Origin of the sequence: Candidatus Nanosynbacter featherlites (assembly GCF_005697565.1) — a bacterium.
Taxonomy (GTDB): domain Bacteria; phylum Patescibacteriota; class Saccharimonadia; order Saccharimonadales; family Saccharimonadaceae; genus Nanosynbacter; species Nanosynbacter featherlites.
Map to the genome: position 1 here is coordinate 347,031 of NZ_CP040004.1, position 22,381 is coordinate 369,411.

The 22,381-nt window shown below is 48.2% G+C and carries 26 protein-coding genes, 4 tRNA genes and 1 pseudogene; 5 read left to right on the forward strand and 26 right to left on the reverse strand.

All coding sequences use genetic code 11. The features are described 5' to 3' along the window. Positions 1–19 precede the first annotated feature (19 nt). The 3 genes from FBF37_RS01750 to FBF37_RS01760 form a co-directional block, all read right to left on the reverse strand. The gene (locus FBF37_RS01750; RefSeq protein ID WP_138078908.1) at positions 20–706 is read right to left on the reverse strand and encodes a M48 family metallopeptidase; all 687 of its coding nucleotides are present in this window, start codon (positions 704–706) and stop codon (positions 20–22) included. A gap of 11 nt (positions 707–717) precedes the next feature. Beyond that, positions 718–1,272, reverse strand: a complete 555-nt coding sequence (locus tag FBF37_RS01755; protein ID WP_138078910.1) for a P-loop nucleotide/nucleoside kinase family protein — start codon at positions 1,270–1,272, stop codon at positions 718–720. Positions 1,273–1,340: 68 nt separating this feature from the next. After that, a tRNA-Trp gene (locus FBF37_RS01760) sits at positions 1,341–1,416 on the reverse strand. A 169-nt stretch (positions 1,417–1,585) separates the two neighbouring features. Here FBF37_RS01760 and FBF37_RS01765 point away from each other — a divergent pair. Both FBF37_RS01765 and FBF37_RS01770 read left to right on the forward strand, forming a co-directional pair. Then, positions 1,586–2,785 carry a glycosyltransferase family 4 protein gene (locus FBF37_RS01765; RefSeq protein ID WP_236861265.1) on the forward strand — a complete coding sequence of 400 codons (1,200 nt, stop codon included), beginning with the start codon at positions 1,586–1,588 and terminating at the stop codon, positions 2,783–2,785. Next, complete coding sequence (locus FBF37_RS01770) at positions 2,782–3,978, forward strand: glycoside hydrolase family 57 protein (protein WP_138078915.1); 1,197 nt, start codon at positions 2,782–2,784, stop codon at positions 3,976–3,978. The genes FBF37_RS01765 and FBF37_RS01770 overlap by 4 nt, the downstream gene beginning before the upstream one ends. Positions 3,979–4,026: 48 nt before the next feature. Here the strand turns inward: FBF37_RS01770 and rpmG are convergent, their stop codons facing one another. Then, complete coding sequence (gene rpmG, locus FBF37_RS01775) at positions 4,027–4,245, reverse strand: 50S ribosomal protein L33 (RefSeq protein ID WP_138078917.1); 219 nt, start codon at positions 4,243–4,245, stop codon at positions 4,027–4,029. Positions 4,246–4,420: 175 nt separating this feature from the next. On the opposite strand from rpmG, the gene FBF37_RS04190 reads away from it, so the two are divergent. After that, entirely contained in the window at positions 4,421–5,989 is a 1,569-nt protein-coding gene (locus FBF37_RS04190) for a DUF11 domain-containing protein (protein ID WP_138078919.1), read from the forward strand. A 90-nt stretch (positions 5,990–6,079) separates the two neighbouring features. On the opposite strand, the gene FBF37_RS01785 is transcribed toward FBF37_RS04190, so the two are convergent. After that, positions 6,080–6,574: a YajQ family cyclic di-GMP-binding protein gene (locus FBF37_RS01785; protein WP_138078921.1), complete on the reverse strand. Its 495-nt coding sequence runs from the start codon at positions 6,572–6,574 to the stop codon at positions 6,080–6,082. A gap of 76 nt (positions 6,575–6,650) precedes the next feature. On the opposite strand from FBF37_RS01785, the gene FBF37_RS01790 reads away from it, so the two are divergent. Beyond that, positions 6,651–6,726, forward strand: a tRNA-Thr gene (locus FBF37_RS01790). 67 nt (positions 6,727–6,793) lie between these two features. Here FBF37_RS01790 and FBF37_RS01795 read toward each other — a convergent pair. The 20 genes and pseudogenes from FBF37_RS01795 to FBF37_RS01890 form a co-directional block, all read right to left on the reverse strand. After that, the gene (locus tag FBF37_RS01795) at positions 6,794–7,078 is read right to left on the reverse strand and encodes a hypothetical protein (protein WP_138078923.1); all 285 of its coding nucleotides are present in this window, start codon (positions 7,076–7,078) and stop codon (positions 6,794–6,796) included. A 103-nt stretch (positions 7,079–7,181) separates the two neighbouring features. Beyond that, a tRNA-Tyr gene (locus tag FBF37_RS01800) sits at positions 7,182–7,266 on the reverse strand. 7 nt (positions 7,267–7,273) lie between these two features. Then, positions 7,274–7,350: transfer RNA gene (locus FBF37_RS01805), tRNA-Thr, on the reverse strand. A gap of 38 nt (positions 7,351–7,388) precedes the next feature. Further along, positions 7,389–8,057, reverse strand: coding sequence for a tetratricopeptide repeat protein (locus tag FBF37_RS01810; protein WP_138078925.1), 669 nt, complete (start codon positions 8,055–8,057; stop codon positions 7,389–7,391). 10 nt (positions 8,058–8,067) lie between these two features. Continuing rightward, positions 8,068–8,883, reverse strand: a complete 816-nt coding sequence (locus FBF37_RS01815; protein WP_138078927.1) for a hypothetical protein — start codon at positions 8,881–8,883, stop codon at positions 8,068–8,070. Continuing rightward, positions 8,880–10,052: an RluA family pseudouridine synthase gene (locus tag FBF37_RS01820; RefSeq protein ID WP_138078929.1), complete on the reverse strand. Its 1,173-nt coding sequence runs from the start codon at positions 10,050–10,052 to the stop codon at positions 8,880–8,882. The genes FBF37_RS01815 and FBF37_RS01820 overlap by 4 nt, the downstream gene beginning before the upstream one ends. A gap of 10 nt (positions 10,053–10,062) precedes the next feature. After that, positions 10,063–11,166, reverse strand: coding sequence for a tryptophan--tRNA ligase (gene trpS / locus FBF37_RS01825; protein WP_138078931.1), 1,104 nt, complete (start codon positions 11,164–11,166; stop codon positions 10,063–10,065). A gap of 16 nt (positions 11,167–11,182) precedes the next feature. Then, positions 11,183–12,187 carry an RsmB/NOP family class I SAM-dependent RNA methyltransferase gene (locus FBF37_RS01830; protein ID WP_174843584.1) on the reverse strand — a complete coding sequence of 335 codons (1,005 nt, stop codon included), beginning with the start codon at positions 12,185–12,187 and terminating at the stop codon, positions 11,183–11,185. Continuing rightward, positions 12,123–12,818, reverse strand: coding sequence for an alpha/beta fold hydrolase (locus FBF37_RS01835; protein WP_236861259.1), 696 nt, complete (start codon positions 12,816–12,818; stop codon positions 12,123–12,125). Before FBF37_RS01835 ends, FBF37_RS01830 begins: the two co-directional genes overlap by 65 nt. A gap of 198 nt (positions 12,819–13,016) precedes the next feature. Next, a complete protein-coding gene (gene rpsI, locus FBF37_RS01840) occupies positions 13,017–13,415 on the reverse strand; it encodes a 30S ribosomal protein S9 (RefSeq protein ID WP_039327349.1) in 399 nt (132 codons plus the stop codon). Between the two features lies 1 nt (position 13,416). Next, positions 13,417–13,848 (reverse strand): 50S ribosomal protein L13, encoded by a 432-nt coding sequence (gene rplM, locus FBF37_RS01845; protein WP_138078937.1) that lies wholly within the window; start codon positions 13,846–13,848, stop codon positions 13,417–13,419. A gap of 1 nt (position 13,849) precedes the next feature. Further along, complete coding sequence (rplQ, locus tag FBF37_RS01850) at positions 13,850–14,236, reverse strand: 50S ribosomal protein L17 (protein ID WP_138078940.1); 387 nt, start codon at positions 14,234–14,236, stop codon at positions 13,850–13,852. Between the two features lie 2 nt (positions 14,237–14,238). After that, a complete protein-coding gene (locus FBF37_RS01855; protein WP_138078942.1) occupies positions 14,239–15,159 on the reverse strand; it encodes a DNA-directed RNA polymerase subunit alpha in 921 nt (306 codons plus the stop codon). Positions 15,160–15,179: 20 nt separating this feature from the next. Then, positions 15,180–15,800 carry a 30S ribosomal protein S4 gene (rpsD, locus tag FBF37_RS01860; RefSeq protein WP_138078944.1) on the reverse strand — a complete coding sequence of 207 codons (621 nt, stop codon included), beginning with the start codon at positions 15,798–15,800 and terminating at the stop codon, positions 15,180–15,182. A gap of 2 nt (positions 15,801–15,802) precedes the next feature. After that, positions 15,803–16,192 carry a 30S ribosomal protein S11 gene (gene rpsK, locus FBF37_RS01865; RefSeq protein ID WP_138078946.1) on the reverse strand — a complete coding sequence of 130 codons (390 nt, stop codon included), beginning with the start codon at positions 16,190–16,192 and terminating at the stop codon, positions 15,803–15,805. Positions 16,193–16,207: 15 nt separating this feature from the next. Next, a complete protein-coding gene (rpsM, locus tag FBF37_RS01870; protein ID WP_039327369.1) occupies positions 16,208–16,594 on the reverse strand; it encodes a 30S ribosomal protein S13 in 387 nt (128 codons plus the stop codon). Positions 16,595–16,596: 2 nt separating this feature from the next. Further along, positions 16,597–16,737, reverse strand: coding sequence for a 50S ribosomal protein L36 (locus tag FBF37_RS01875; RefSeq protein WP_138078948.1), 141 nt, complete (start codon positions 16,735–16,737; stop codon positions 16,597–16,599). Between the two features lie 54 nt (positions 16,738–16,791). Then, the gene (gene infA, locus FBF37_RS01880) at positions 16,792–17,037 is read right to left on the reverse strand and encodes a translation initiation factor IF-1 (RefSeq protein WP_138078950.1); all 246 of its coding nucleotides are present in this window, start codon (positions 17,035–17,037) and stop codon (positions 16,792–16,794) included. A gap of 195 nt (positions 17,038–17,232) precedes the next feature. Beyond that, a pseudogene (locus FBF37_RS01885) lies at positions 17,233–19,460 on the reverse strand (heavy metal translocating P-type ATPase). 33 nt (positions 19,461–19,493) lie between these two features. Continuing rightward, entirely contained in the window at positions 19,494–19,961 is a 468-nt protein-coding gene (locus FBF37_RS01890; protein ID WP_138078952.1) for a CopY/TcrY family copper transport repressor, read from the reverse strand. Positions 19,962–20,125: 164 nt separating this feature from the next. On the opposite strand from FBF37_RS01890, the gene FBF37_RS01895 reads away from it, so the two are divergent. After that, on the forward strand, positions 20,126–20,707 hold the full coding sequence (locus tag FBF37_RS01895; RefSeq protein ID WP_138078954.1) for a hypothetical protein: 582 nt from the start codon (positions 20,126–20,128) through the stop codon (positions 20,705–20,707). Between the two features lie 52 nt (positions 20,708–20,759). On the opposite strand, the gene secY is transcribed toward FBF37_RS01895, so the two are convergent. Further along, entirely contained in the window at positions 20,760–22,229 is a 1,470-nt protein-coding gene (secY, locus tag FBF37_RS01900; RefSeq protein ID WP_138078956.1) for a preprotein translocase subunit SecY, read from the reverse strand. Between the last annotated feature and the right edge of the window lie 152 nt (positions 22,230–22,381).

Sequence of the window (22,381 nt, forward strand, 5' to 3'; positions counted from 1 at the left end):
TACCAGTATACCATAAGCATTATACGTGTGGAGTGTATTTTTTCAGGGCGTCGCGGTGTCGTTTATAGTGCGGGTCGATGGCGGCGACTTCGCGCCAAAATGCTTGCGAGTGATTCATCTGGCGCGTGTGACATAGTTCGTGGATGAGGACGTAGTCTAATAGCTCAAACGGTATATTCATGAGGGCAATGTTTAGGCTGATGGTGCCGTTTGACGAGCAGCTACCCCAGCGACTGGACGAGTGCGTGAGTCGAGTTTTGTCGTAATGAAAGTCGTGTTGCTCTGCTAAGAATTTGAGGCGGCGTGGCAAATAGCTTTTGGCTTCTTTGCGCAGGGCTTTGACGACATGGTCACGAATGGATTGTTGAAAGATGGGGTCAGCGAAATCTTGGTCGTCTCTTGCGTTGATGATGATGCTGGTGCCGACAGTTTTGACGGCGGGTTCTCCCTGTTCCACTAACAAATTGTGACTTTTGCCAATTTGCTGAGACGTGCTGTATGGAAAATCGCCTTGCTGCTCAGTGATGAGTCTTTGAATGCTGCGACGTGACCGTTTGATGAGCAGTTTGGCGGAAGCCAGCGGTGCGTGAAGCGGCATGGTGATGCGGATGCGACCGTTGGGCGCAATGCGCAAACTGACGCGACTGGCTAGTGCACGCCTGGTGACGGTGATTTCGCCAAATTCAGAGTCAGTGATGGTTGGCATTGAGCCCTCGTTTATCCAACTCGACCGCGTCCGCCGATGAATCGTGGCTGAGTGCGTATGGAAGCAGCTGGACGGGTGGCGTCGCTGAGTTTTTTCAAAAGCGTTTTTGCCTGTGTGTTGTAAGTGTGACGGCCGCTGATGACCATGTATGGCTCGCTGGCGTGTGGTGGTGAGAAGGTTCGTAATTTCTGTTCAAATAGGGCCTCATCGCCGTTGTGCGAGCGTAGCCATCTGGCTCTAGACATGGCAGGATCGGTCTGCACCCACACGAACAGTGGTTTAAATCCAGCTTCGCGGGCTACCTTGGCGATGTCGGAACGCCAAGCGCGCTTTTCGGTGTTGCCGTCGAAGATGATTGTCTGTTTTGGCTTGAGTAATTCTCGCAGTAAGTCAACTGCAGCTTTGTGAATCAGTGCGTCATCGCTCGACAATTCGCGCAGCGTATCACTGCTTAAAATTGGCGCATTGAACATTTTGGCAAATTCAGTCGCAAACTGTGTTTTTCCCGCCCCCGGTGCGCCGACCATGATAATCAAGTGCGGCGAAGATAACTGCAATGGTTTCATGAAATCAGTATACCATACGCCTGGTTAGAAAAAAACAGAGGGAAAACCTCTGCTATTTCATGACTCTATGGCAGGGGAGACAGGACTCGAACCTGCGACACCCGGTTTTGGAGACCGGTGCTCTACCAACTGAGCTACTCCCCTGTGTCTTGGCGTTATTTTACATGATTTTTTTGTCTTCGGCAACTCATTTTGGGCGATTTGAGGAGGCTATCTGACGGGTCGTGGCGTGAAATACTCCTGAAAAACCGTGAAAAACTATTGAAAAAACATAAGCATCGTTTTATGATAAATAGTAGGTATGAAAATATTGATGCTCGGGTGGGAATTACCTCCGCATAATAGCGGGGGTTTAGGCGTCGCTTGTTATCAGATGTCACGGGCATTGGCTGACTGTGGTGTGGATATCGACTTTGTTGTTCCCTATTCTGCCGAGCATCCGAACATTGACTTCATGAATGTACACGCGGCAACGCATTTGGAAGCATCAAAAGATGGCTTTGGCGCCTATGATGATTTGGGCACTTCGGACAAACAAGCGCATGATTGCGGGCTGGGCGGTATGCGTGCGGTGCAGCGACGGTATAACTGCTTCGTTAAAGAATTTGTCAAACAGAATCCTCCGGATGCCATTCACGCTCACGACTGGTTGACCATGGAAGCTGGTATCATCGCTAAGCAGCAGTGTAATGCGCCGTTGATCGTGCATGTGCACGCGACTGAATTTGACCGTTCTGGTGAGAATGAGGGCAATCCGTTGGTGCATGAGATTGAGCAGCAAGGGCTGTTGATGGCTGACCGAATCATTGCGGTGAGCCACATCACCAAAGATATCATTGTCAAGAATTATCACATTCCGCCAGAGAAAATTGAGGTTGTCTACAATGCCATTGACCTGGATGAACTGCCACCACACGAATACGACCAAGGTACCTATCAATACTTGGAAGACTTGAAAAAAGAGGGCTATATCATCGTTGGCGCATTGACCAGGCTGACAGTGCAAAAAGGCTTGACCTATCTGATCCGGGCGGTGGCGCAGGCCATCAAACAGCACCAAAAAATCGCGCTACTGCTGAGCGGTAGTGGCGAGCAGCGCGACGAACTGGTTGCTTTGGCGGCGCACCTGGGCATCAGCGACAAGGTGGTGTTCACGGGCTTTGTCCGTGGTCGGCAGTGGCGTGATGCCTATCATCTGATTGACGTATTTGTCATGAGTTCAGTGTCAGAACCGTTTGGTTTGACGGCGTTGGAAGCGGCGCACCACGACACAGCTCTGCTCATCAGTCGCCAGTCTGGCGTCGGCGAAGTGTTGCACGACATTTTACGATTTGACTATTGGGACACCAACAAATTGGCGCGACAAATTGTCATGTTGGCGCGCTCACCTGCTCTTTTGGAAATTCTCAAGGAAGATGTCAAAACAGAGTACGCCCAACTGTCCTGGCATGACGCGGCTGAACATTGCTTGAAATTATACAAACAGGCTCAATCAAAAGGCGGTGGCGCATGAGTCGTCCAGTAGTCACCCTGTACCTGCACGCCCACCAGCCATGGCGCGTCCGCAGCTATGGCGCACTTGACACTGCCAACCGTCATGATTATTTCAGCGGTGACGGCGACCAAGACAATAAAGAGATCTTTCTCAAAGTGGCAAATAAATCGTACCGACCGATGAACGCACTGCTGGAAAAGTTGTTACATGAACATCCAGGGTTTTGTTTGTCGCTGAGTTTGTCTGGAGTATTTTTGGAGCAAGCTGAGCAATTCGCGCCAGATGTGATTGAGAGTTTTCAGCGACTAGTGAAAACAGGACGCGTGGAGCTATTGGCTAGCCCCTACCATCATAGCCTGGCCTTTTTCTACGATCAGTCTGAATTTGAGAAGCAGGTCGCTCTGCACGCTGAAAAAATCAAGCAGCTATTTGGCGTTTCGCCCAAAGTTTTGGCGAACACTGAGTTGGCGTACAATGATGAGCTTGGAGCTTGGGCAGAGGCACACGGGTATAATGGTGTGCTGGCTGAAGGCTGGGACAAAGTGCTGGGTTGGCGTAGCCCAAATTATGTCTATCAACCAAAGGGTGCCACGCGTACAAGATTACTACTAAAGAACTATCGCTTGAGTGACGACATCGCCTTTCGTTTTAGTAACAAAAAATGGAGTGGCTGGCCGCTGACCGCTGAAACTTACAGCTCATGGCTTACGGCGTCAGGCGGCCCATTAGTCAATTTATTCATGGACTATGAAACGTTTGGCGAACACCAGTGGAAAGAACACGGCATCTTCACCTTCTTTGAGCGATTTGTTGGGAAATGGATAACGGCCGGTGGTCGGTTTAACACGGTGTCGCAGGCCCTGTCGAACGCACCGGTTGGAGACGTGAGTATGCCAGAGACTGTCACCTGGGCTGACAGCGAGAGAGATTTGACGGCCTGGAATGGTAATGATTTGCAAAGAGAGGCATTGCGCTACGCCTACCAGCTGGCGCCGCGAGTGTTGGCGTCTGGTGATTCTCAATTGATCAGCGACTGGCGTAATTTGCAAACCTCTGATCACTACTACTATATGTGTACCAAGTGGTCGTCTGATGGCGATGTTCACGCCTATTTCAGCCCGTATAGCTCACCATATGAAGCTTCGCTGTATGTGATGAACGCCTTGCGGGATATCTATTGGCGCTCAAGGCATACTCGCCCAACACCATAAAACCCACGCCATGTCGCGTGGGTTTTGATGATGCGCCTGATAAAGAGATTAGCTTTTACGAGCTTTGACTTCGTTGCGACCAAGGTTCTTCTTGGTTTCAGTGTATGTTGCGTGCTCGCGAGCGATTGGGTCGTATTTACGCAGTGTCAACCTACCCTGGCCCTTGGTGGTACGGTTCTGCGTATTGATTGTCGTGTAGTAAGTTCGGTGCTTGCTTTTGTCGCTGACCAAAGCGATCAACTTGCGTTTCGTATTCTTCTTTGCCATAGTTTCCCTTTAACAATTTGTACTTAAACTTCGATTATACAATATAACAGATTATGCAAATTAGTTCAAGCAATTATCAAATGTTCATTCGTTGCGCTTGTGTAAAATATATGATACAGTAGTAATAGTAAGATATAACGCATCAGGTGGAGATGATGCATTAAGGAGTGAGGGTATGGCTAGACAGTCGTGGAAAACATATGCAGCTCGCTTGAAGCAAGCAGCGACGGCATCAAAACAAGTAACCGTAAAACACCTGGGCATTGGCATGATGGTGATGGCTATGGTGCTGCAGTCGGTAGTCTTCTTTCAGGATTACGCACAAGCCGCGTCAGATGACATGATCCAGGGCGGTGTCGGCAGCAAAGAAGCGATTTTAGCGCACTATGACAAAAATACCAACAATTTCCGCGACGTACTGACCTATAACGGCATCACTAGAGCAGAATTGGCGAATATTTCTAGCACCAAGGTGCGCTACGAGGTTGACTCCTCTGCTCAGTCGTGGGGCTGGACTTCACGATTCTCTGAAGCTCAGGGTCAGAAGGCGCACACCGTTGCAGGACGTACCATTTATTCTCGTCCGCAAAAGCTGTGGGACAGTAGCTGGTATATGGGCTGGGAAGGCAATTCAGCCACTCGCGGTAAATTCCGCATCATGTCTTCTTGTGGTAACTTGTTGACATATAGCGTGCCCCAAGCTGTTCCAGTGACGCCAACGCCGCAACCAAAACCGCAACCACAACCTCAGCCGCAGCCAGTTGCTACTTGTGACAGCTTGACTATCACCCAACTGTCACGTAACCGCTACCACATGAGTGCCAAGGCATCAGCTAAAAATGGCGCCACCATCCAATCAATTTACATCAGGGTTTATGACCCATCGGGCAAACTTGTTGACGCTGGTGGTGTGACTGGCGATCAGACTGGCATGGGTGTTGAGCTCAAGACACCGGGTACATACAAAGTTCAAGCAACAGCAGTTACCAGCATCGGTGAAGTAACCGGCCCTAACTGTACTGGTAGTTTCACAATTACTGATGACAATAAGCCAGAAGAGCCAAAGCCATCAGTCAGCATCACCAAAACAGTTAACAAACAGGAACACGCCAAGGTGGCGGTCAATACTGATTTCACTTATGAAATTACCGTCAAAAACACTGGCACAGCAGACTTGAAAGATGTTGTCGTCAGCGACACCGCACCAAAAGAAGTGACTCTGTCAAACAGCAGTGCTGGTAAGGTCGATGGCGGTAAGTGGACACACACCATCGCTAACTTACCAGCTGGTCAGTCGCAGACGTTCTCTTTGACTGCTAAGTACGCAAAATTCATTGAGGGTAAGCACAAAAACACTGCTTGTGTTGACACACCGACCATCGCCGGCTCTCCAGACGCTTGTGATGATGCGACAACCGAAACGTACACAGTAACGACACCTCCAGCAAATCCACCAACTCAACCAACACCAAATGAACCAAATAAGCCAACTCAGCCGACACCTACGCCATCAGTACCGAATGAGCCGAATAAGCCGACACCGACTGAGCCGGCTACACCACCAACTACCAATCAAACCACGCCTCCTGCTGCCACGCCACAGCCACAGCCAACTCCTACCGCGCCAACCACTAAGGAATTGCCTCTCACTGGTACTCTGAACACCGCTAGCGGCATCTTGGGACTTGGTGGACTAGTGAGCGTGACGTGCGCTTATGTGATGAGCCGACGCAGCTTGCGCTAATCCGCAAATAACAAATAACTACGATAAAATCCGCGCCATAGAACCGGCGCGGATTCATGTTAGGTAATCAAGCTTTGGATGGTCGGGCGGTTACCGATAGTTACCAAAGCTCAATGGAAAATCAAAATCTGCTTGATTGAGCGTCGCCATGACGGATTGCAACTCGTCTTTGCTGTTTGAGGTGCAGCGCACGCTGTCGCCTTGAATCTGAGTTTTGACCTTAGGGTGTGCTTCTTTCAGGAGTTTAGTGATCTTTTTGGCGTTTTCTTGGCTGAGGCCGTCTTTGAACGGTACATCTTGCCAGGCACGCATATTGGCGGCATTGTGCGCCCCGCCAAGGTCAAGCACCTTGCTGGTCATATTGCGTTTGGCGAGCTGCCGGCCAATCATGTCAATGATTGATTGCACTTGAAATTCGTCTGCACCAATGACCTTGAATCCTTTTTTGTCTGGCAGCCACTCGACATCGGCTGGCGTCCCCTTAAAATCAAAGCGGTTGGCGATTTCCCGCACCACCAATTGATGAACATTATTCATCTCTGGTTTGTTAAATGTGCTTTCTATATCGAAACTAAATTGAGCCATAATTCCTCCTGATAGTTATTATAACAAATGCTTTTCACCGAGGGGATAATTTGGTATAATCAGCTGTGAGCATGACGCCGCGATAGCTCAGTTGGTAGAGCGCATCCATGGTAAGGATGAGGTCTCGGGTTCAAGCCCCGATCGTGGCTCCAGAATAGATTTTGCAGAAAAGGCCGCTGCGTAAGCGACCTTTTTGATTTGCAGTGGATAGGATAAGCCTTATTTTTTGCTTCGTTTGGCTGTCTTTTTGGCTTCGTGCTTTGGCAGGATTGGTGCGATGAATGCATCCAGCAGCGCCCAGGCAACGCCGTTGAAGATGTATACGACGGCGGTAAAGGCAGCGATGATCATGAGTACGCGTCCGAAGTCGCTGTTTAACAGAGACAGAAAGCCTGCTACGACTGCCAGCGAGATGATAATCAAGAAATACGCCTGTTGTAGTTTGGTACGCTGGTTTTTGTTGCTATTCCATTCGGTTAAGAATTGTTTGAATAATAAGAACATAATTGGATTATAGCATGTATATTATGTTTAGTCAATGGACAGAGGCTTGCTTGACGGAATTATGGGCAATCAAAAACCGCCTCGTGATGAGCCGGTGTTTGATTGGTACCGGAAGTAGGACTCGAACCTACGAAGCCTTACGGCGGGAGATTTACAGTCTCCTGTGATTGCCACTACACGATTCCGGCGTGCGTTTGGAGCCGCTTCTCGGGCTCGAACCGAGGACCTACGGTTTACAAAACCGTTGCTCTAGCCAGCTGAGCTAAAGCGGCACTGCTGTGATTATAGCAAAAAAAAATAGGCTAAGCAACTACATTACCAACTTTTTGGGCTGTTTGGGCTGACGGCGCTGACGCGGTACGGTGCCTTGGCTGTCTGGAACCAGCATGGCAGCAGCTTTTTTGCGTAGTCCAGAGGCCAGCTCTGCTTGTCCGTTGTTGTCGTAAGCCTCGGCCAGAACAGTCAATGTCTGTGGAATTGGGTCAAGTTCGACTGCTTTTTCCAGCGCAGCGATCATCTTTTTACCATTGCCCATTTTTTCTTGGACTTTGGCGTAGGCGATGTAGCGCGCCGCCAAATCGTCCTCCATCTCCAGAGCTTGCTCGAAGGCTAGCGCTGCTTTGGGATAATTCTTTGTTTCGTAATAAATCAAACCAACGTTGTGCAGACTGGAAGCGCTCGGTTCCAAGCTCTGGGCGATCTCAAAGCACTCAATGGCATCTTTGTAGGCCTGCTGCTTGGCGTACAGAATACCCAAACGGTTGTAGGCGGTGGCGTTCTTCTCGTCGACACGCAAAATTGTCAGCAGTGCTTTCTCTGCCCTGAGATATTTGTTGTCGCGAATGGATTCTTGCGCAATAGCCCACAATTGATCGAGCTTTTCAGAAATCTTGGCTGGAAAATCTGCAGAATTTTCTTCGGAAGGTTTGTAGGTGATCGTCCAAATGATAATTGCTAAAATGAATATCAAACTTATCATATCTGCTTAATTATAGCACAATTTTTAATAAAGCGAGGCGCGTATTGCCATTTGCCATGAGAGACTTCTCTGCTTCCAGTACTTTTTGCAGCGATTGGTGTATGGCTGGTGGCTGGGCGGCGTGTTTCAGTTGGAAATGGATGAAGCGTAGCAGGATGTCGATGAGTTGGAGGGCTTTGGTGCGGTCGGTGTAGTGCATGGCGCATTTTATGGCTGAGTATGAGCTGGGATGCTCCAGAATATGCTTGGCGTCAGCGGCGATGGCTTGGCGCTCTGCCAGTTTCGTGGCGTCGTGGCCCAGTTCGGTGATGAGTAGCGGCAGACCGGCCGCCAGGAATAGTATTTGGCGCTTTTCTTGGGGCGTCAGGGTGGTATTTTCTAGTAGCTTGGCGTCTTGGCTGGCGGTGGTGCGGTGGAGTGTCAGCTGCTGGCAGCGGGACTGGATGGTTGGGAGGAGTTCTGTGTCGGCGGTGGTGATCAAGAGAAAATGAGTGTTAGGATTTGGCTCTTCCAATGTTTTGAGCAATGCGTTTTGTGCGGACTCGGTCATGGCGTTGGCTGGGTTGATGATGACCACGCGGCGGACGGAACTATGAGTGCGCAGCATGGCCGTCAGGTCGCGGATCTGTTCGGTTGAGATGGTGCTTTTTTGTGGCAGTGGGTTGACAGTGAGGACCTCTGATTGGCGGTGGTTTGCCAAGTAGTGAGCAGTTCCTACTCCGTCCAGGCCAGGTTCGGCAATAATCATTAGTGATTGTGGTAAACGGTCTGTTAATTGCTCCACCGTGGCTTGGTCATTAGTGGAGATGAGAGGCGTCTGGCTCATTGGTCACTCGGTTCTTCTATGTTGTTGGCGTACTCAGGAAATAGTTCAGTGAATACGCTGGGGATGGCTGCCTCAAAGATTCTTCGCTCACCAGACGGCAGCGTGATTTCCAGTTGGTGGGCGTGGAGCATCAGGCGGCTGGCATTGGGTTTGCCGTAAACGCGGTCGCCGAGAATTGGCGTGTTTAGGTGCGCCATATGGACGCGTAGCTGATGGGTGCGGCCGGTGGTGGGTTTAAGTTCAATCAGTGCCTGATCGTCAGTTGCCGCCAGTACGCGGTAGGTCGTTTGGGCGGGCTTGCCGTTCGGGTCAACGCGGAAGGTACTGGGTGTGGACGGGTTGCGGCCAATCGGTAGGTCAATCTTCGCGGCGGCTAGTTTCGGTACGCCGTCGGTTACTGCGAGGTAGGTTTTTTTAGCGGTGCGCTGGGCGAATTGTCGTTGTAGATGGGCGGCAGTGTCAGCGGTTTTCGCGATGACGAGTACGCCCGAGGTGTCGCGGTCAAGCCGATGGACGATGCCCGGCCGGTCGGTGTCGGAGGCAAATGAGGTTTTGGGACGAATAATTTCCGCCACGGTTGGCTCGGTTGATAGTCCACCTTTGGCGTGCGTCAGGAGGCCGCTGGGTTTATTCACCACCATTACGTCATCGTCTTCGTACAACACTGGTAGCTCCGCACTGGCCTGCTCCTGCTCTGGCAGCTTGACGGCGATCTCGTCGGTCTCGTCGACCTCGAACTTTGGCGCCGTCACCACGCGTTGGTTGACCGAAATGTAACCGGCTTTGATGTACTTTTGCCAGAGGCTGCGCGAAATCGACGGGTCAAATGTCGTGGACAAGTGGATGTCTAGGCGCTGCTTGGTCGGTACAATTCGAAACATTATGACAAACTTACCCTGAAATGGCGTCTCGGTGAAGCTCGGATCAAGCGGGTTTGGCAACATCTCAGCATTGGCGGACCTACCAGGCCATAATTCGTCAATTGATTCTTCGTCGATGATTGAGCCGTAGAGCACGGCGAAATGCTGCTTATTCAAAATAAACTCCGCTACGATGTGCGACTCGTCCGTCTGAACCTTCGGGTGGCGCAAGGCCTTGACGGGCGTGTTGTCGTCTGCCAGTTGGTACAATCTGGCGATCTTGAGGATGGTGCGCGGTGAGATTTTCACGCGAGCGTTCCTATCTCCGTAGCCCCACGGCTGTCTGGACACGGTGCAAGGTTTCGTTAGCGACGAGGTTCATATCGCGCTCGCTGGATTCCAGTTTGTCCTCAATTGCCTGCTCGTCAACTGCCGCCAGGCGCGCTTGAAAATTTGCCAAGAATTCCGCCACTTCATCAGCCACGATTCGCTTGAAATCACCATAGCGTTCCATGCCGGTGTACTGGCTGATGGTCTGCTCCAAGCTGACGTCTTTTCCGGCGTCTTGGCGCACCAGCGTCAAGATCTCCAGCAGATTGGAAATTCCCGGTTGGTTTTCACGGTCGTATTGCACCTTACCCAGTGAATCGGTGGTGGCGCTCATGATTTTTTTGTGTGCTGCCTGTGGCTCGTCGCCAAGGAAAATGACACCTTTGCCGCTGTCGTCGGATTTGCTCATCTTTTTGGTCGGGTTCACCAGGTCTTTGATCCTCAGGCCCTGGTCGTTGCCGAAGAATTGATGCTGCTGGGCAACTGGTTTGGGTACGACGAACAGATCGCCAAATTTGCGGTTCATCCGCTCGGCAATGTCGCGGGTAAATTCCAGGTGCTGCGTCTGGTCGTCGCCAACTGGTACGTAGCTGGCGCTGTAGAGTAAGATGTCGGCCGCCATTAGGACTGGGTAGTTGAAGAGACCGACGGAGACATTTGTGTGTATTGTGTCCCATGCCTTTTGCTCATTGGTCAATTCATCTTCAGACATTTTACTATCAATAAATTTGCGCGATTTATCCTTAAACTGCGTCATCCGGCTCATCTCGCCAAACCCAGTGAAACAGTCCAAAATCCACGCCAGCTCGCTGTGCGCCGGAATGCGGCTTTGGCGGTACAGATGAATCGCCTGGTTGTCCAGCGGCAGTCCGGCGGCCGTGTAAATCCGGGCGTTGCTGCGAATGCTGTCATACAATTTACTGTGGTCAATTGGCGTGGTGAAGCTGTGTAGATCGGGGATGAACAGATTGATATCAAAATCAGCCGAGCGGCGCTTCGCCATATCGACAATCGGCAAAATGGCACCAAAATAATTGCCAATGTGAATATCGTTGTTGGCGCGTACGCCAGTGAGGATGACGGGTTTACTCATGGGTCTATTATATCACTTATTCGACGTAAGGTGTTTTACGAAATGTAGCCACAAAAAACGCCTCGGTCAAGGTGCCTGGCATCAGACGTAAGCACCCGCCTAGGTCATGCGTCAGGTCACGGTCGTTCCAGGACTGGACGGCGGGAACGCGATTTGATAGTGGTGCGATGTCGGTTGGCACAAGGCGAGCGTCAGGCTGACGACGCAGTAGCCAGTCGACGACCGCTTCGTTCTCTTCTGGCGCCATGGTACAGGTACTGTAAACAAGCGTGCCGCCAGGTTTTAGCAGCCGCCAAGCCTCGAGGATGAGGCGCTTTTGCAGATCACTCAGTCTCCGGATATGCGCCACCGACCAGCTGTCAAACAACGGAGCATCGCTGGCGTTCAGGCTCATTAAACCTTCGCCAGAACACGGAGCGTCAAGCAGGATTTTATCAAATGCTTCAAGCTGACGGCGGGAGAGATTTCTAGCATCAGCTAGCATATATTCGGCTGAAACATTGAGGCGTTTGAGGTTCGTCTGGAGCTTCATCAGGCGCGGCTTGGAATTGTCATTACAGACCAGATCGGCTTGACCACTGGCTAGGGCTTGTATGTGGCTGGATTTACCGCCGGGCGCAGCGCACAGGTCGAGGACGCGTTCACCCGCCGCAGGTGCAAGTGCTAACACTGGTAGCCAGCTGGCGGCATTCTGAATGTAGCCGTGGCCACTGTCAGCTAGCTGCTGATAATCAGCGAGGTACTCCGGGATAATTTCGTAGCCGTCTGGACACCATGCAACCTGGCGGCTCAGCAGTTCAGGGGCGACTTCCCCATCGACCAGCGGATTGAGCCGAAAGCTCTGGGTGCGCGTTTGTGCCAGCATCGTCTTGACCTCGGCGCGAGACAGGCCGCTCCACTGCATCGTGCGATTGATCCAGAGCTCACGTTTTCTCTGGCGCTCCTGGGCTGGATCTTTACGCTTGGCCATAGTCGTCTCCGATGGCGTGCCGATTGATCGCTTGAGCAACAACTTGGCCATAGCGTTTGTCGATCTCATGACTTGCTAATATTTTAGTGACAGCGATGTGCTTTTGTTTTGCTAATTTTCGTAGGTTCTTATTGATAATGACTGGGTCAAATTGCCCGTAAAATATTTCAACTGGCATCGTCAATTCGGCAATTTCCGTCAGTGCTTTTTGGTTGATGATGGCTGCGTCTAAGGTGTCGAGGAAAATTTGCAAGTTTGACTCATCGACGAGAAAGCCAGGGTTGAATAATTTATATTTCTTGGCAAAATCACTAGCAATCACCTTGCCGAGCGCTGGTTTATCGATAATTTTTTGGTACAGTGCACGCAGTTGGCGTTCAGCCAGGCGATCCTTGCCCTGTTGGTGATACAGCGGTGGGCTGCACAGGATGAGCGAATCGATCAATGAAGGATAATATCGGGCAGTGTGCACCGCCACGAGTGCCCCTAAGCTATGGCCAACCAAGATGATTCGTCCGTCGACTTTCTGCTGTGCCAAGGTTGCGACTAGTGAATCGACCTGTGTCTTAACATCATAGGTCTTCCAGTGCGGTCGCGGCGAATTGCCAAAACCGAGTAGGTCAACCGCCAGTACGCGAGTCGTTTTATTAATCCTACGGCGCCCTACGACTCGCTGCCACATCGCCGATGAGCTCCCGATGCCATGGATCAAGACCACTGTAGCGAGAGGATGTTTCGGTCTTTGAAAATCATGAACGTATAGTTTATACGGGACACGCAGCCAGCGATGGATAAGTCGGTCGAACATTATATCAGTATACTATGAAAATACCCCGCCTGTACATGACGGAGTATTTTCGAGAATTGGTCTCTCCTCTGTTTAACGCTTGGAGAATTGTTCGCGCTTGCGGGCAGAACGTAGACCGTATTTCTTGCGCTCTTTCTCGCGTGGGTCACGCTTGAGCAGCTCAGCCTTCTTCAGGACTGGACGCAGGTCAGCGTGAGCAGCCGTCAATGCTTTGGCAATGCCAAGCTTGATGGCGTCAACTTGACCAGCGAGGCCACCACCTTTGACCAAGATGGTAACGTCGTATTCCTTTTGCTTGCTGACGACAGCTAGTGGGTCGGTCACTTCGGCTAGCAAAGTTTTGTTGCCATCCAAGTACTCAGCGGCTGCTTTGCCGTTGATGGTGATGGTACCCTTGCCAGGAAGCAAGCGAACACTTGCTGAAGCACTTTTGCGTCGTCCCAAGCCGTAGAAATAGGTATCAGTAGCCATATTACTTTACCTCAACTTTCTCTGGGGTTTGTGCTGTGTGAGCATGCTCGCTGCCAGCAAATACGCGCAGACGCTTGAGGCGTTCTGCTTGCAATTTGTTCTTTGGCAGCATGCCTTTGACAGCTTCTTCAATAATTCGTTCTGGGTGGCGTTCACGCATCTCTTTGAACTGCGTTTCTTTGATGCCGCCTGGGAAACCACTGTGACGGTAGTAGTACTTGTCAGTTTCCTTGTAGCCAGTAACGACGGTGTTTGCAGCGTTGATAACTACGACGTAGTCGCCACCATCAATGTGTGGTGTATAAGTTGGCTTATATTTACCGGTCAGATGTTTGGCAATTTCGGTTGCCAAGCGTCCCAGTGGCAATTCGCTCGCGTCAAACAATACCCAGCGGCGAGAAACTTCAGATGGTTTTTGTGAATACGTCTTCATCTTATTTCTCCTTCTTTGGCATTGGTTTGATGTCGTCGACAAACTCGATGATTGCCATTTGCGCGCCGTCGCCAACACGCAGGCGTGTTCGTTCAACGCGAACGTGTCCGCTGGTGCGGCCGCCGAGTTGTGGGGCAATTTCATCAACGAGTTTATAAGCAGCAGCGCGGGTGCTGAGTGCTGCGATCACCTGGCGGCGGCTTGCCAAATCGCCCTTCTTCGCCTTGGTGATAATTTTTTCAATGTGGCGCTTCAGCTCTTTGGCTTTCGGCAAGGTGGTTTCGATTTTGCCGTGCTCAACCAGGCTGGTTGCCAAGCCCCTCAGCAAGGCTCGCCGTTGATCACGCTCACGGCCGAACTTGCGCCCTTGATATCCGTGTCTATGCATAGTTAAAACTCCAACTCCGCCATCTTGTCGCGTACTTCATCCAGCGCCTTTGAACCAAAGCCTTTCAATTCTCGCAAATCTTGCTCGGTCAAAGTCACCAGGTCGCGAATCGTGCGGATTTCATTGTTAATCAGCGCGTTCGTCGTGCGGGCGCTTAGGTTTAATTCTTCGATGGATGTATCCAATTCAGCTTCACTGTCTTCAGTGGTTGTACCAAGCGCAGGTGCGCTCACAACAGTGGTGCTGCCAGCCAAGGCTGTGTATTGGTTGACCAAGATAGCTGCAGCCTCTTCAAACGCCTCGCGTGGCGTCATGGTGCCGTCAGTTTCAATTGTCATGGTCAATTTGTCCAAGTTAGTTTCGTCGCCAACACGAGTTGGATCAACCTTGTAGCGTACGCGCAAAACTGGAGTGAAGACTGCGTCCAGAGCGATCATGTCTGAGTGTAGGCGTGATTCGCTTGAGTCCTCAATTGTCTGGTAACCGCGACCAGCCTCTGCTACCAAGTCCATGATGACCGTTTTCTTTGGATCATCAATGGTAGCGATGATGTGGTCTGGGTTAACAACTTCTACTTCGCCATTTGCTTGGATATCGCCAGCGGTGATAACACCACCAGTTTTCTCCAGACGCAACTCAACTGGCTCGTCAGTGTGAACGCGGAGTCGCACACCCTTCAAGTTCAGCATGATGTCAACGACATCTTCTTTGATGCCCTCAACGGTGGTGAACTCATGTGTCGCACCTTCGATGCGGAAAGCGACGATTGCGCCACCACGGATGCTGGAGAGCAAGACGCGGCGCATTGAGTTACCCAACGTGTTGCCGTAGCCTGAGTGGAGTGGTTCAATCAGAAAGGTTGCACTGGTGTCAGAAACATCTTCGATGCTTGCCAGAGCTGGATTATAAATTGCTTTTGCCATAATTTTCCCTAACCCTTCTTTTATCGTGAGTAATACTCAACAATTAATTGCTCGTTGATATCAGCTTCTGCTTCTTCACGCTTTGGCTGTCCAGTGATCTCAATCTTCAATTTCTTGACATCACTCTTCATCCAGCTGAGCGGACCTTGAATTGAGTTGCTGACAACGTCGTCGATGTGTGTAAAGTATACCGACTTGGTACTCTTTGGACGCACTTCAATGACATCACCTGCTTTGACGCGAATTGATGGAATATCGACACGGCGACCGTTCAACAAGAAGTGACCGTGTCCGACTAGCTGGCGAGCAGCGCGGCGGCTGGTTGCAAAACCAGCACGGTACACAACGTTGTCCAGGCGGCGTTCCAACAATTTCAACAGGTTCTCGCCTGCCAGACCTTCTTGGGCGCGTGTTGCCTCGTCCATCAGTCGAGCAAATTGCTTTTCAACCAAACCGTACAGCCGGCGAACTTTTTGCTTTTCGCGTAGCTGTGTGGCGTACAAGCTTGGTTTGTTGTGTCGGCTGTGTGCGTGCTGACCTGGAATGCCAGATTTTCGTGCCAAAACTTTATGTGCTTTTGGATGAAGCGCATAACCTTCGCGGCGGCTTTGCTTGACAATCGGTGAATTATCTCGTGCCATAATTATGCCCTCCGTGCCTTTCGTGGACGAACACCGCCGTGAGGCACGCCAGTTACGTCCTTAATGCTTTCTACTGAGATGTCGAAAGCGCCAACCGCACGAATAGCTGCGTCACGGCCCAAACCGACACCTTTGACGAAAACGTCAACTGATTTCAAACCATACTGCGTTTTCGCAGCTTCAGCAGCTTTTTCAGCAGCAACCTGTGAAGCATAGGCGGTGCCTTTTTTGCTACCACGGAAACCACATGCACCAGCTGATGAAGCGGTCAACACGTTACCCTTCTTGTCAGAAAAGGTAACAATGGTGTTGTTGAATGTTGCTTGAATATGCAGCTGACCAGCTGGGACTGATCGGCGCTGCTTTTTCTTGGTAGATTTTGCGTCTGCCATTTCTTAGTCCTTTCTTTAGGTCTTACTTGCTGCTTTTGGTTGTGTACCGCCCACGGCGATGGCGCGACCCTTGCGAGTTCGTGCATTCGTACGAGTCCGCTGTCCGCGTGTCGGCAGTCCTGCTTTGTGGCGAAGACCGCGATAGGCGTTGATATCCTTCAAGCGCTTAATGTTATTAGTTACCAAGCGCTGGAGATCACCTTCGACGGTGTATTCGCTGTCGATAATTTCGCGAATCTTGTTTTCTTCAGCCTCGGTGAGATCTTTCACCCGAGTGGTCGGCTCAATCTTAGCCGCCGCAAGGATGCTCGAAGCGTGCTTTGGCCCAATCCCATAAATATAGGTGAGCGCAATTTGCACCTGCTTCTCTGTTGGGATAACTACCCCAGCAATTCGAGCCATGCTTAACCCTGCCTTTGCTTGTTCTTAGGTTTTTTCTTGTTGATGACGCGCAGTCTGGCGATACGCTTGCCTTTTTTACGGCCAACGCGGCGCACGAGTACGTCATCGGGACTGATTTTTCTAACACTTGCACGAACTTTCATAAAGTGCGTAAATCTCCCTTCCCGAGTAAACCCGAGATTACCGTTAATATTTGACTAGCGACCTTGGTGAGGTCGGTCGTCGCGTAGGCGGAAGCTGATTCGTCCCTTTGTAAGATCGTAAGGGGTCATCTCAACTTCAACCTTATCACCAGGCACCAGGCGAATATAGTGCTTGCGCATTCGCCCTGAAATGTGCGCGATGATACTATGGCCATTCTCCAGTTCCACCTTAAATTGAGTATTAGGCAGTGCTTCCACTACCTTACCAATCATTTTGATGACTTCCTTTTGACTCGCCATAAGTTACAGTTGTCAATTATACCGTACTGGGTACAGTTTGGCAAGAGGTATTTTCGTAAATTTATGTGCTATATGTATTATCTCACAACATTTCTTAGAATAGACTTTTTAAGTTTTTTTATATCATTTCTACAAGTTTGTAAATTGCTATTTATAAATTATAATATTGTAAACTTCAACCTATTTTTTAAAATTCTATTTAACTTTAAAAAATTTCAATCTTAAAGCATTACCCAAAACAGATACTGAACTAAATGACATTGCAAAAGCCGCTATCATCGGATCCAATTTTGGTCCATTGAAAAATGCATAAAATATTCCAGCGGCAAATGGTATTCCAAGTACGTTATAAAAGAATGCCCAAAATAGATTTTCCTTTATATTTGTGATTGTCGCTTTACTTAATGCTATTGCACCCGCAACATCTCTCAAATCGTTTCTAATTAAGACGATATCAGCGGATTCTATTGCAACATCCGTTCCATTTCCTATCGCAATTCCAACGTTTGCTTGAGCCAGTGCTGGTGAATCGTTAATTCCGTCTCCAACCATTGCAACAAATTCATCTTTTTCCTGAAGTTCCTTTACTTTTTGAGATTTCTGATAAGGCAGCACTTCTGAAATTACATCATCTATTCCCACTTGTTTTGCGATAAATTTGGCAGTTTTTTCGTTATCTCCAGTTAGCATTACTGTCTTGATTCCCATTTTTTTCAGTTTTTCTATAGCTTCCTTGCTTGTTTCCTTGATAACGTCTGCAACTGCAACAAGTCCCGCCAATTCGTTATCAATCGAAATGTACATTGGCGTTTTTCCTTCATTCAACAAAATATCATAATCTTTTTGAGAAATTTCCACATTGATTTTTCGATTTTCCATCAATTTTCTATTTCCAATTTGAACTTCCTTGTCTTTAAATGTTGCACGAATACCGTAACCTGGCATTGCCCTAAATTTTTCATACGGCTTAATTTCAATATTTTTCTCTTTTGCTTTGTTTACGATTGCTTCTGCCAATGGATGCTCTGAATCATTTTCCACACTTGCAGCAATTTTTAACAATTTATTTTCATTATATTTCCCATAAGCAATCAAATTAGTAAGTATAGGCTTTCCTTTCGTAATCGTACCAGTCTTGTCAAATACAACTGTTTTTATTTTGTATGCTGTTTCAAGAGCTTCCCCGCTTTTTATAAGAATACCGTTTTCAGCCCCTTTTCCAGTTCCAACCATTATTGATGTAGGTGTTGCAAGTCCCAATGCACACGGACACGCAATTACAAGTACAGCGATGAAAAACGACAATGCAGTAACCAATCCACTTCCACTTAGAAACCAAGCAATTCCTGTAATTATCGCAATCCCAATAACAATCGGCACAAAATATGCCGACACAATGTCTGCCATTCTAGAAATAGGAGCCTTTGACCCCTGTGCCTCCTCAACCAGCTTTATAATTTGTGACAAAACTGTATTTTTACCAATTTCAGTCGCCTCAAATCTGATACTTCCATTTTTATTTATACTTCCTCCAACAACCTTATCTCCAACTTTTTTGCTTACTGGCAAACTTTCTCCTGTCAGCATTGACTCATCAACAGAAGTCGCCCCTTCCACAATTCTTCCATCCACCGCAATTTTTTCTCCCGGCTTCACAATAACAATATCTCCAACTTTCAAGTTTTCAATCAGAACTTCCTTTTCCGCTCCATTTTCAATAATTTTAGCCTTTTTAGGTTGAAGTCTGATAAGTTTTTTTATTGCCGATGAAGTTTGACCTTTTGTTTTTGCCTCCAGCAGTTTTCCAAACAAGATTAACGTAATAATTGCACCAGCCGACTCATAATATAAATCCATATGTGCTTCAGGGTCTACAATTACAATTCCAAAAGTTGCGTAAATTCCATAGAGTACCGCCGCCGTTGACCCAATAGCAATTAATGAATCCATTGTTGGAGATTTTCTTACTAAATTTTTAAATCCATGTGAAAAAAATCTCTCCCAGCATAAATAATAGGCAAAGTCAACACAAACTGTGCCAACGCAAAATTAAGCGGATTTACCTTAGGATTCAAAAATTCAGGAAGTACTGCCCCAAGCATATGCCCCATCGAAATATACAAAAGTGGAACAACAAAAATAACTGCTAAAATTAATCGATTTTTCAAACTTGTTATTTTTTCTTGATAAAGTTCCACCTTTTTATCTTCTGTCATATCCTCAGCCAGTCCATACCCAGCCGACTCCACTATTTTCCTAATTTTATCAAAATTGTACTTCTTCTCATCATATTCAATATTCAATTTTTCAGTTGCAAAATTAACTGAAGCGTTAATATCATTATTTTTATTAAGTGCCTTTTCCACAGCATTGGCACAAGATGCACAGCTCATTCCAGTTACTGTATAGTTTTTTTCTGCCATAATCTTTTCCTCCTTCATTTAGCACACTATATCTTAAATATGCTTATGTCCGCTATGTTCGCAATTACACTGCCCCTCCACACAATCACACAAAACTTCTTCCACAGCCGTTTTCCTCTTTTCCTCAACAGCCTTTAAAATCAAATCCAAGTCGTCAAAACTCAGTTCACTGTTCTCAATAACTTTCCCTATCATTTCTCCAACTTTCGTTTTACAAATTTTATCAAAAGTTCCTAATATATAACTGTTAGCAACTTCCTTTTCTGTAAAATCTGTCGAATAAATATACTTGTTCCCAATTTCCCTCTTTTTCAAAATATTCTTTTTCAGCAGCCGATTCAACAGCGCCTTTATTGTAGCCTGTTTCCAGTTCATTTTCTCACAAAGCACCTCTGTCACAAACTTGCTCGTAACTTCGCTATTTGCCCACACAACTCGCATTACTTCCCATTCTGCATCGGTTATATGCTGTTTTTTATCGATTCTGCAATTTTCTTTCACATTCTTACCTCCTTTAATGTTTACGTTTGTAATCTTTTTACATTATATAGTTTACAACAGTAATCGTTTTTTGTATATTCTTGTCACATATGTATTATCTCACAACATATTTCCATAAATTTATGTGCTATACTTGAGCTATCAAATTTAACATAAGGATTTTTATGGCAAGTACGAAAAATCAAACAAAGTCTCAAGCAAAAAAATCACAAGTTGAATTGCTGGTGCCCGTTTTGATTGGTGTGATAGCAGTGTTGATGCTGATTGTTGGTTGTTTGGTGTGGAAATTGAACTGTCAATCACCACACAAACCATACACAGTGACGGAAAAGATTGGCAGCGGCTTCGTGAGTTTGGGCTCATTGGGCTTTCGTTTTGAGGGAAATAAGGCGATCGCTCGGCACGACGCGTCCGTAAAAGAAATTCGTGAGTTTCTGAAAAAAGAAAATGAGCGATCAGGTTGCAAAGATAACAATGGTGCGGTCAGCGTGATTGCGTATTCTCAAGATGAAAAACAATTACTATTAGGCTCTGGTTGTGGCAACACGCTCGCGCGGATGTTTGCAGTAAAGAAAGACGATGGTTGGAAAGCAATTTCACCAACAAATCAGTTCAATTTGTTTGAAGTTCCAAGCTGTAAAATGACTGATGAAAATAATATCAGCAAGGAAATCGCACCGGTTTGCCAGAATGAAAGTCACGCTGCAGAGAATGCTCCCCTGACTTATTCTTACAGAGTACGTTAGTCTCGGTATTGTACCAAATAAAAATCCCCGTTTCGTGCGGGGATTTAGTGTATTATTTTTTGCGGAGCAATCGCCGTTTTTTTGGTTTATCGCTTCCCAAATCGTTGGCATCAAAGTCATCGTAGGTCACCATCAGTGCGCGCGAGCTGATTTGGCGGATAGACTCTAGCGCTACGGATACGATAATTAAGATACCCGTACCACCGATTGACAAGCGAGTGCCGGTCAATCCAGTAATGTGATAGATCAGATATTCAGCGACGAACGGCAAGATAGCGACCACGCCAAGTGCTAATGAACCGAACAAGACCAAACGGTTGACGGTGCGGCGGAGGTATTCCTCGGTTTGCTTGCCTGGGCGAATGCCCTCAATGAAGCCGCCCTGTTTCTGTAAGCCTTCAGAGATTTCGGTGGCGTCAAAGCTAAAGCCAGTGTAGAAGTATGTGAAAGCAATGACCAGGATGAAGTACAGAACAGGATAGATGAAGGCTTCAGCGGTGCTGCCGGTAAAACTGCCTGGGTTTGGTGCTTGGAACCAGGTGATCAAGGTGTTGGCGAGGGATTGTAGTCCTTCGTTACCAGAGGCTTTCATGATTTGACCGATGAACTGTGGCAAGCTCAGGAAAGCCACGGCGAAAATGACCGGGATCACACCAGCGGCGATTAGTTTGACTGGCAGGATGCTTTTGATGCCGCCGTAATTGCTATTGCCGTGGACGCGCTTGGCGTAGTTGATGGTAATGACGCGCTGTGCTTCGTTGATCTTCACGAGGAAGTACAGGACAATTAACATCATGAGTAAGAGGAAGAATACCACCCAGAACATGGTCGGGCTGACCGGCAATTGGAACCAGCCAAATACGCTCAATGAGCCGTTTGAGGTGTCAAAGAGCGAACGGATGACAGTGGCTAGCATCTGTGGTAACTGGCTGACGATTCCTGCGAAAATCAACAGCGAGATACCATTGCCTACTCCCTGCTCGGTGATGAGCTCACCTAGCCACATCAATAAGACTGATCCAGCGGTCATGGCGACAACTGAGACTGTCCATTCCATGATGGTTGGATCGCTCAAGACGGTTGATCCGCCAGCCAAGATGGTCTGGCGCAAGATGAAGATGAAAGCAATTGATTGGACGATAGCCAGTGGAACGGTAATGCGACGTGTCCATTGCTGAATTTTACGGCGTCCAGTTTCGCCGTCGTCGTGGAGTTCCTTTAGTTTTGGAATAGCTTTTGTCAGCAGCTGGATGATGATGCTGGCGGTAATGAATGGGCTCAAACCAACCAATACCAAAGAAAAGCTCGCCAAAGCACCGCCGGACAGAAGATTCAGGAATCCTCCCAAGTCTGTGCTTCCTAATGCGGAGCTGATGGCTTGGCGCAACTGTGTTGGCTCAGCCAATGGCACTGGAATGTGCGCGAGTAATCGGTACACGACAATAATGCCGATGACAATCGACAAGCGCTTTTGCATATCTCTATTTTTCAATGACCGCCAAATGGTCTTCCAGCTAATCATACGTTTACTTTCCCCTCTGTCATTTCAATATATAGAATTCTCTAACCAGTATACAGGAGTATCTGGCTAAATACCAGTGTTGAACCTAAAAATACCAGCAAAGCAAAACGCCCCGGGCTAGCGAGGCGTTTTTGTTGATCACAAGACTAGAT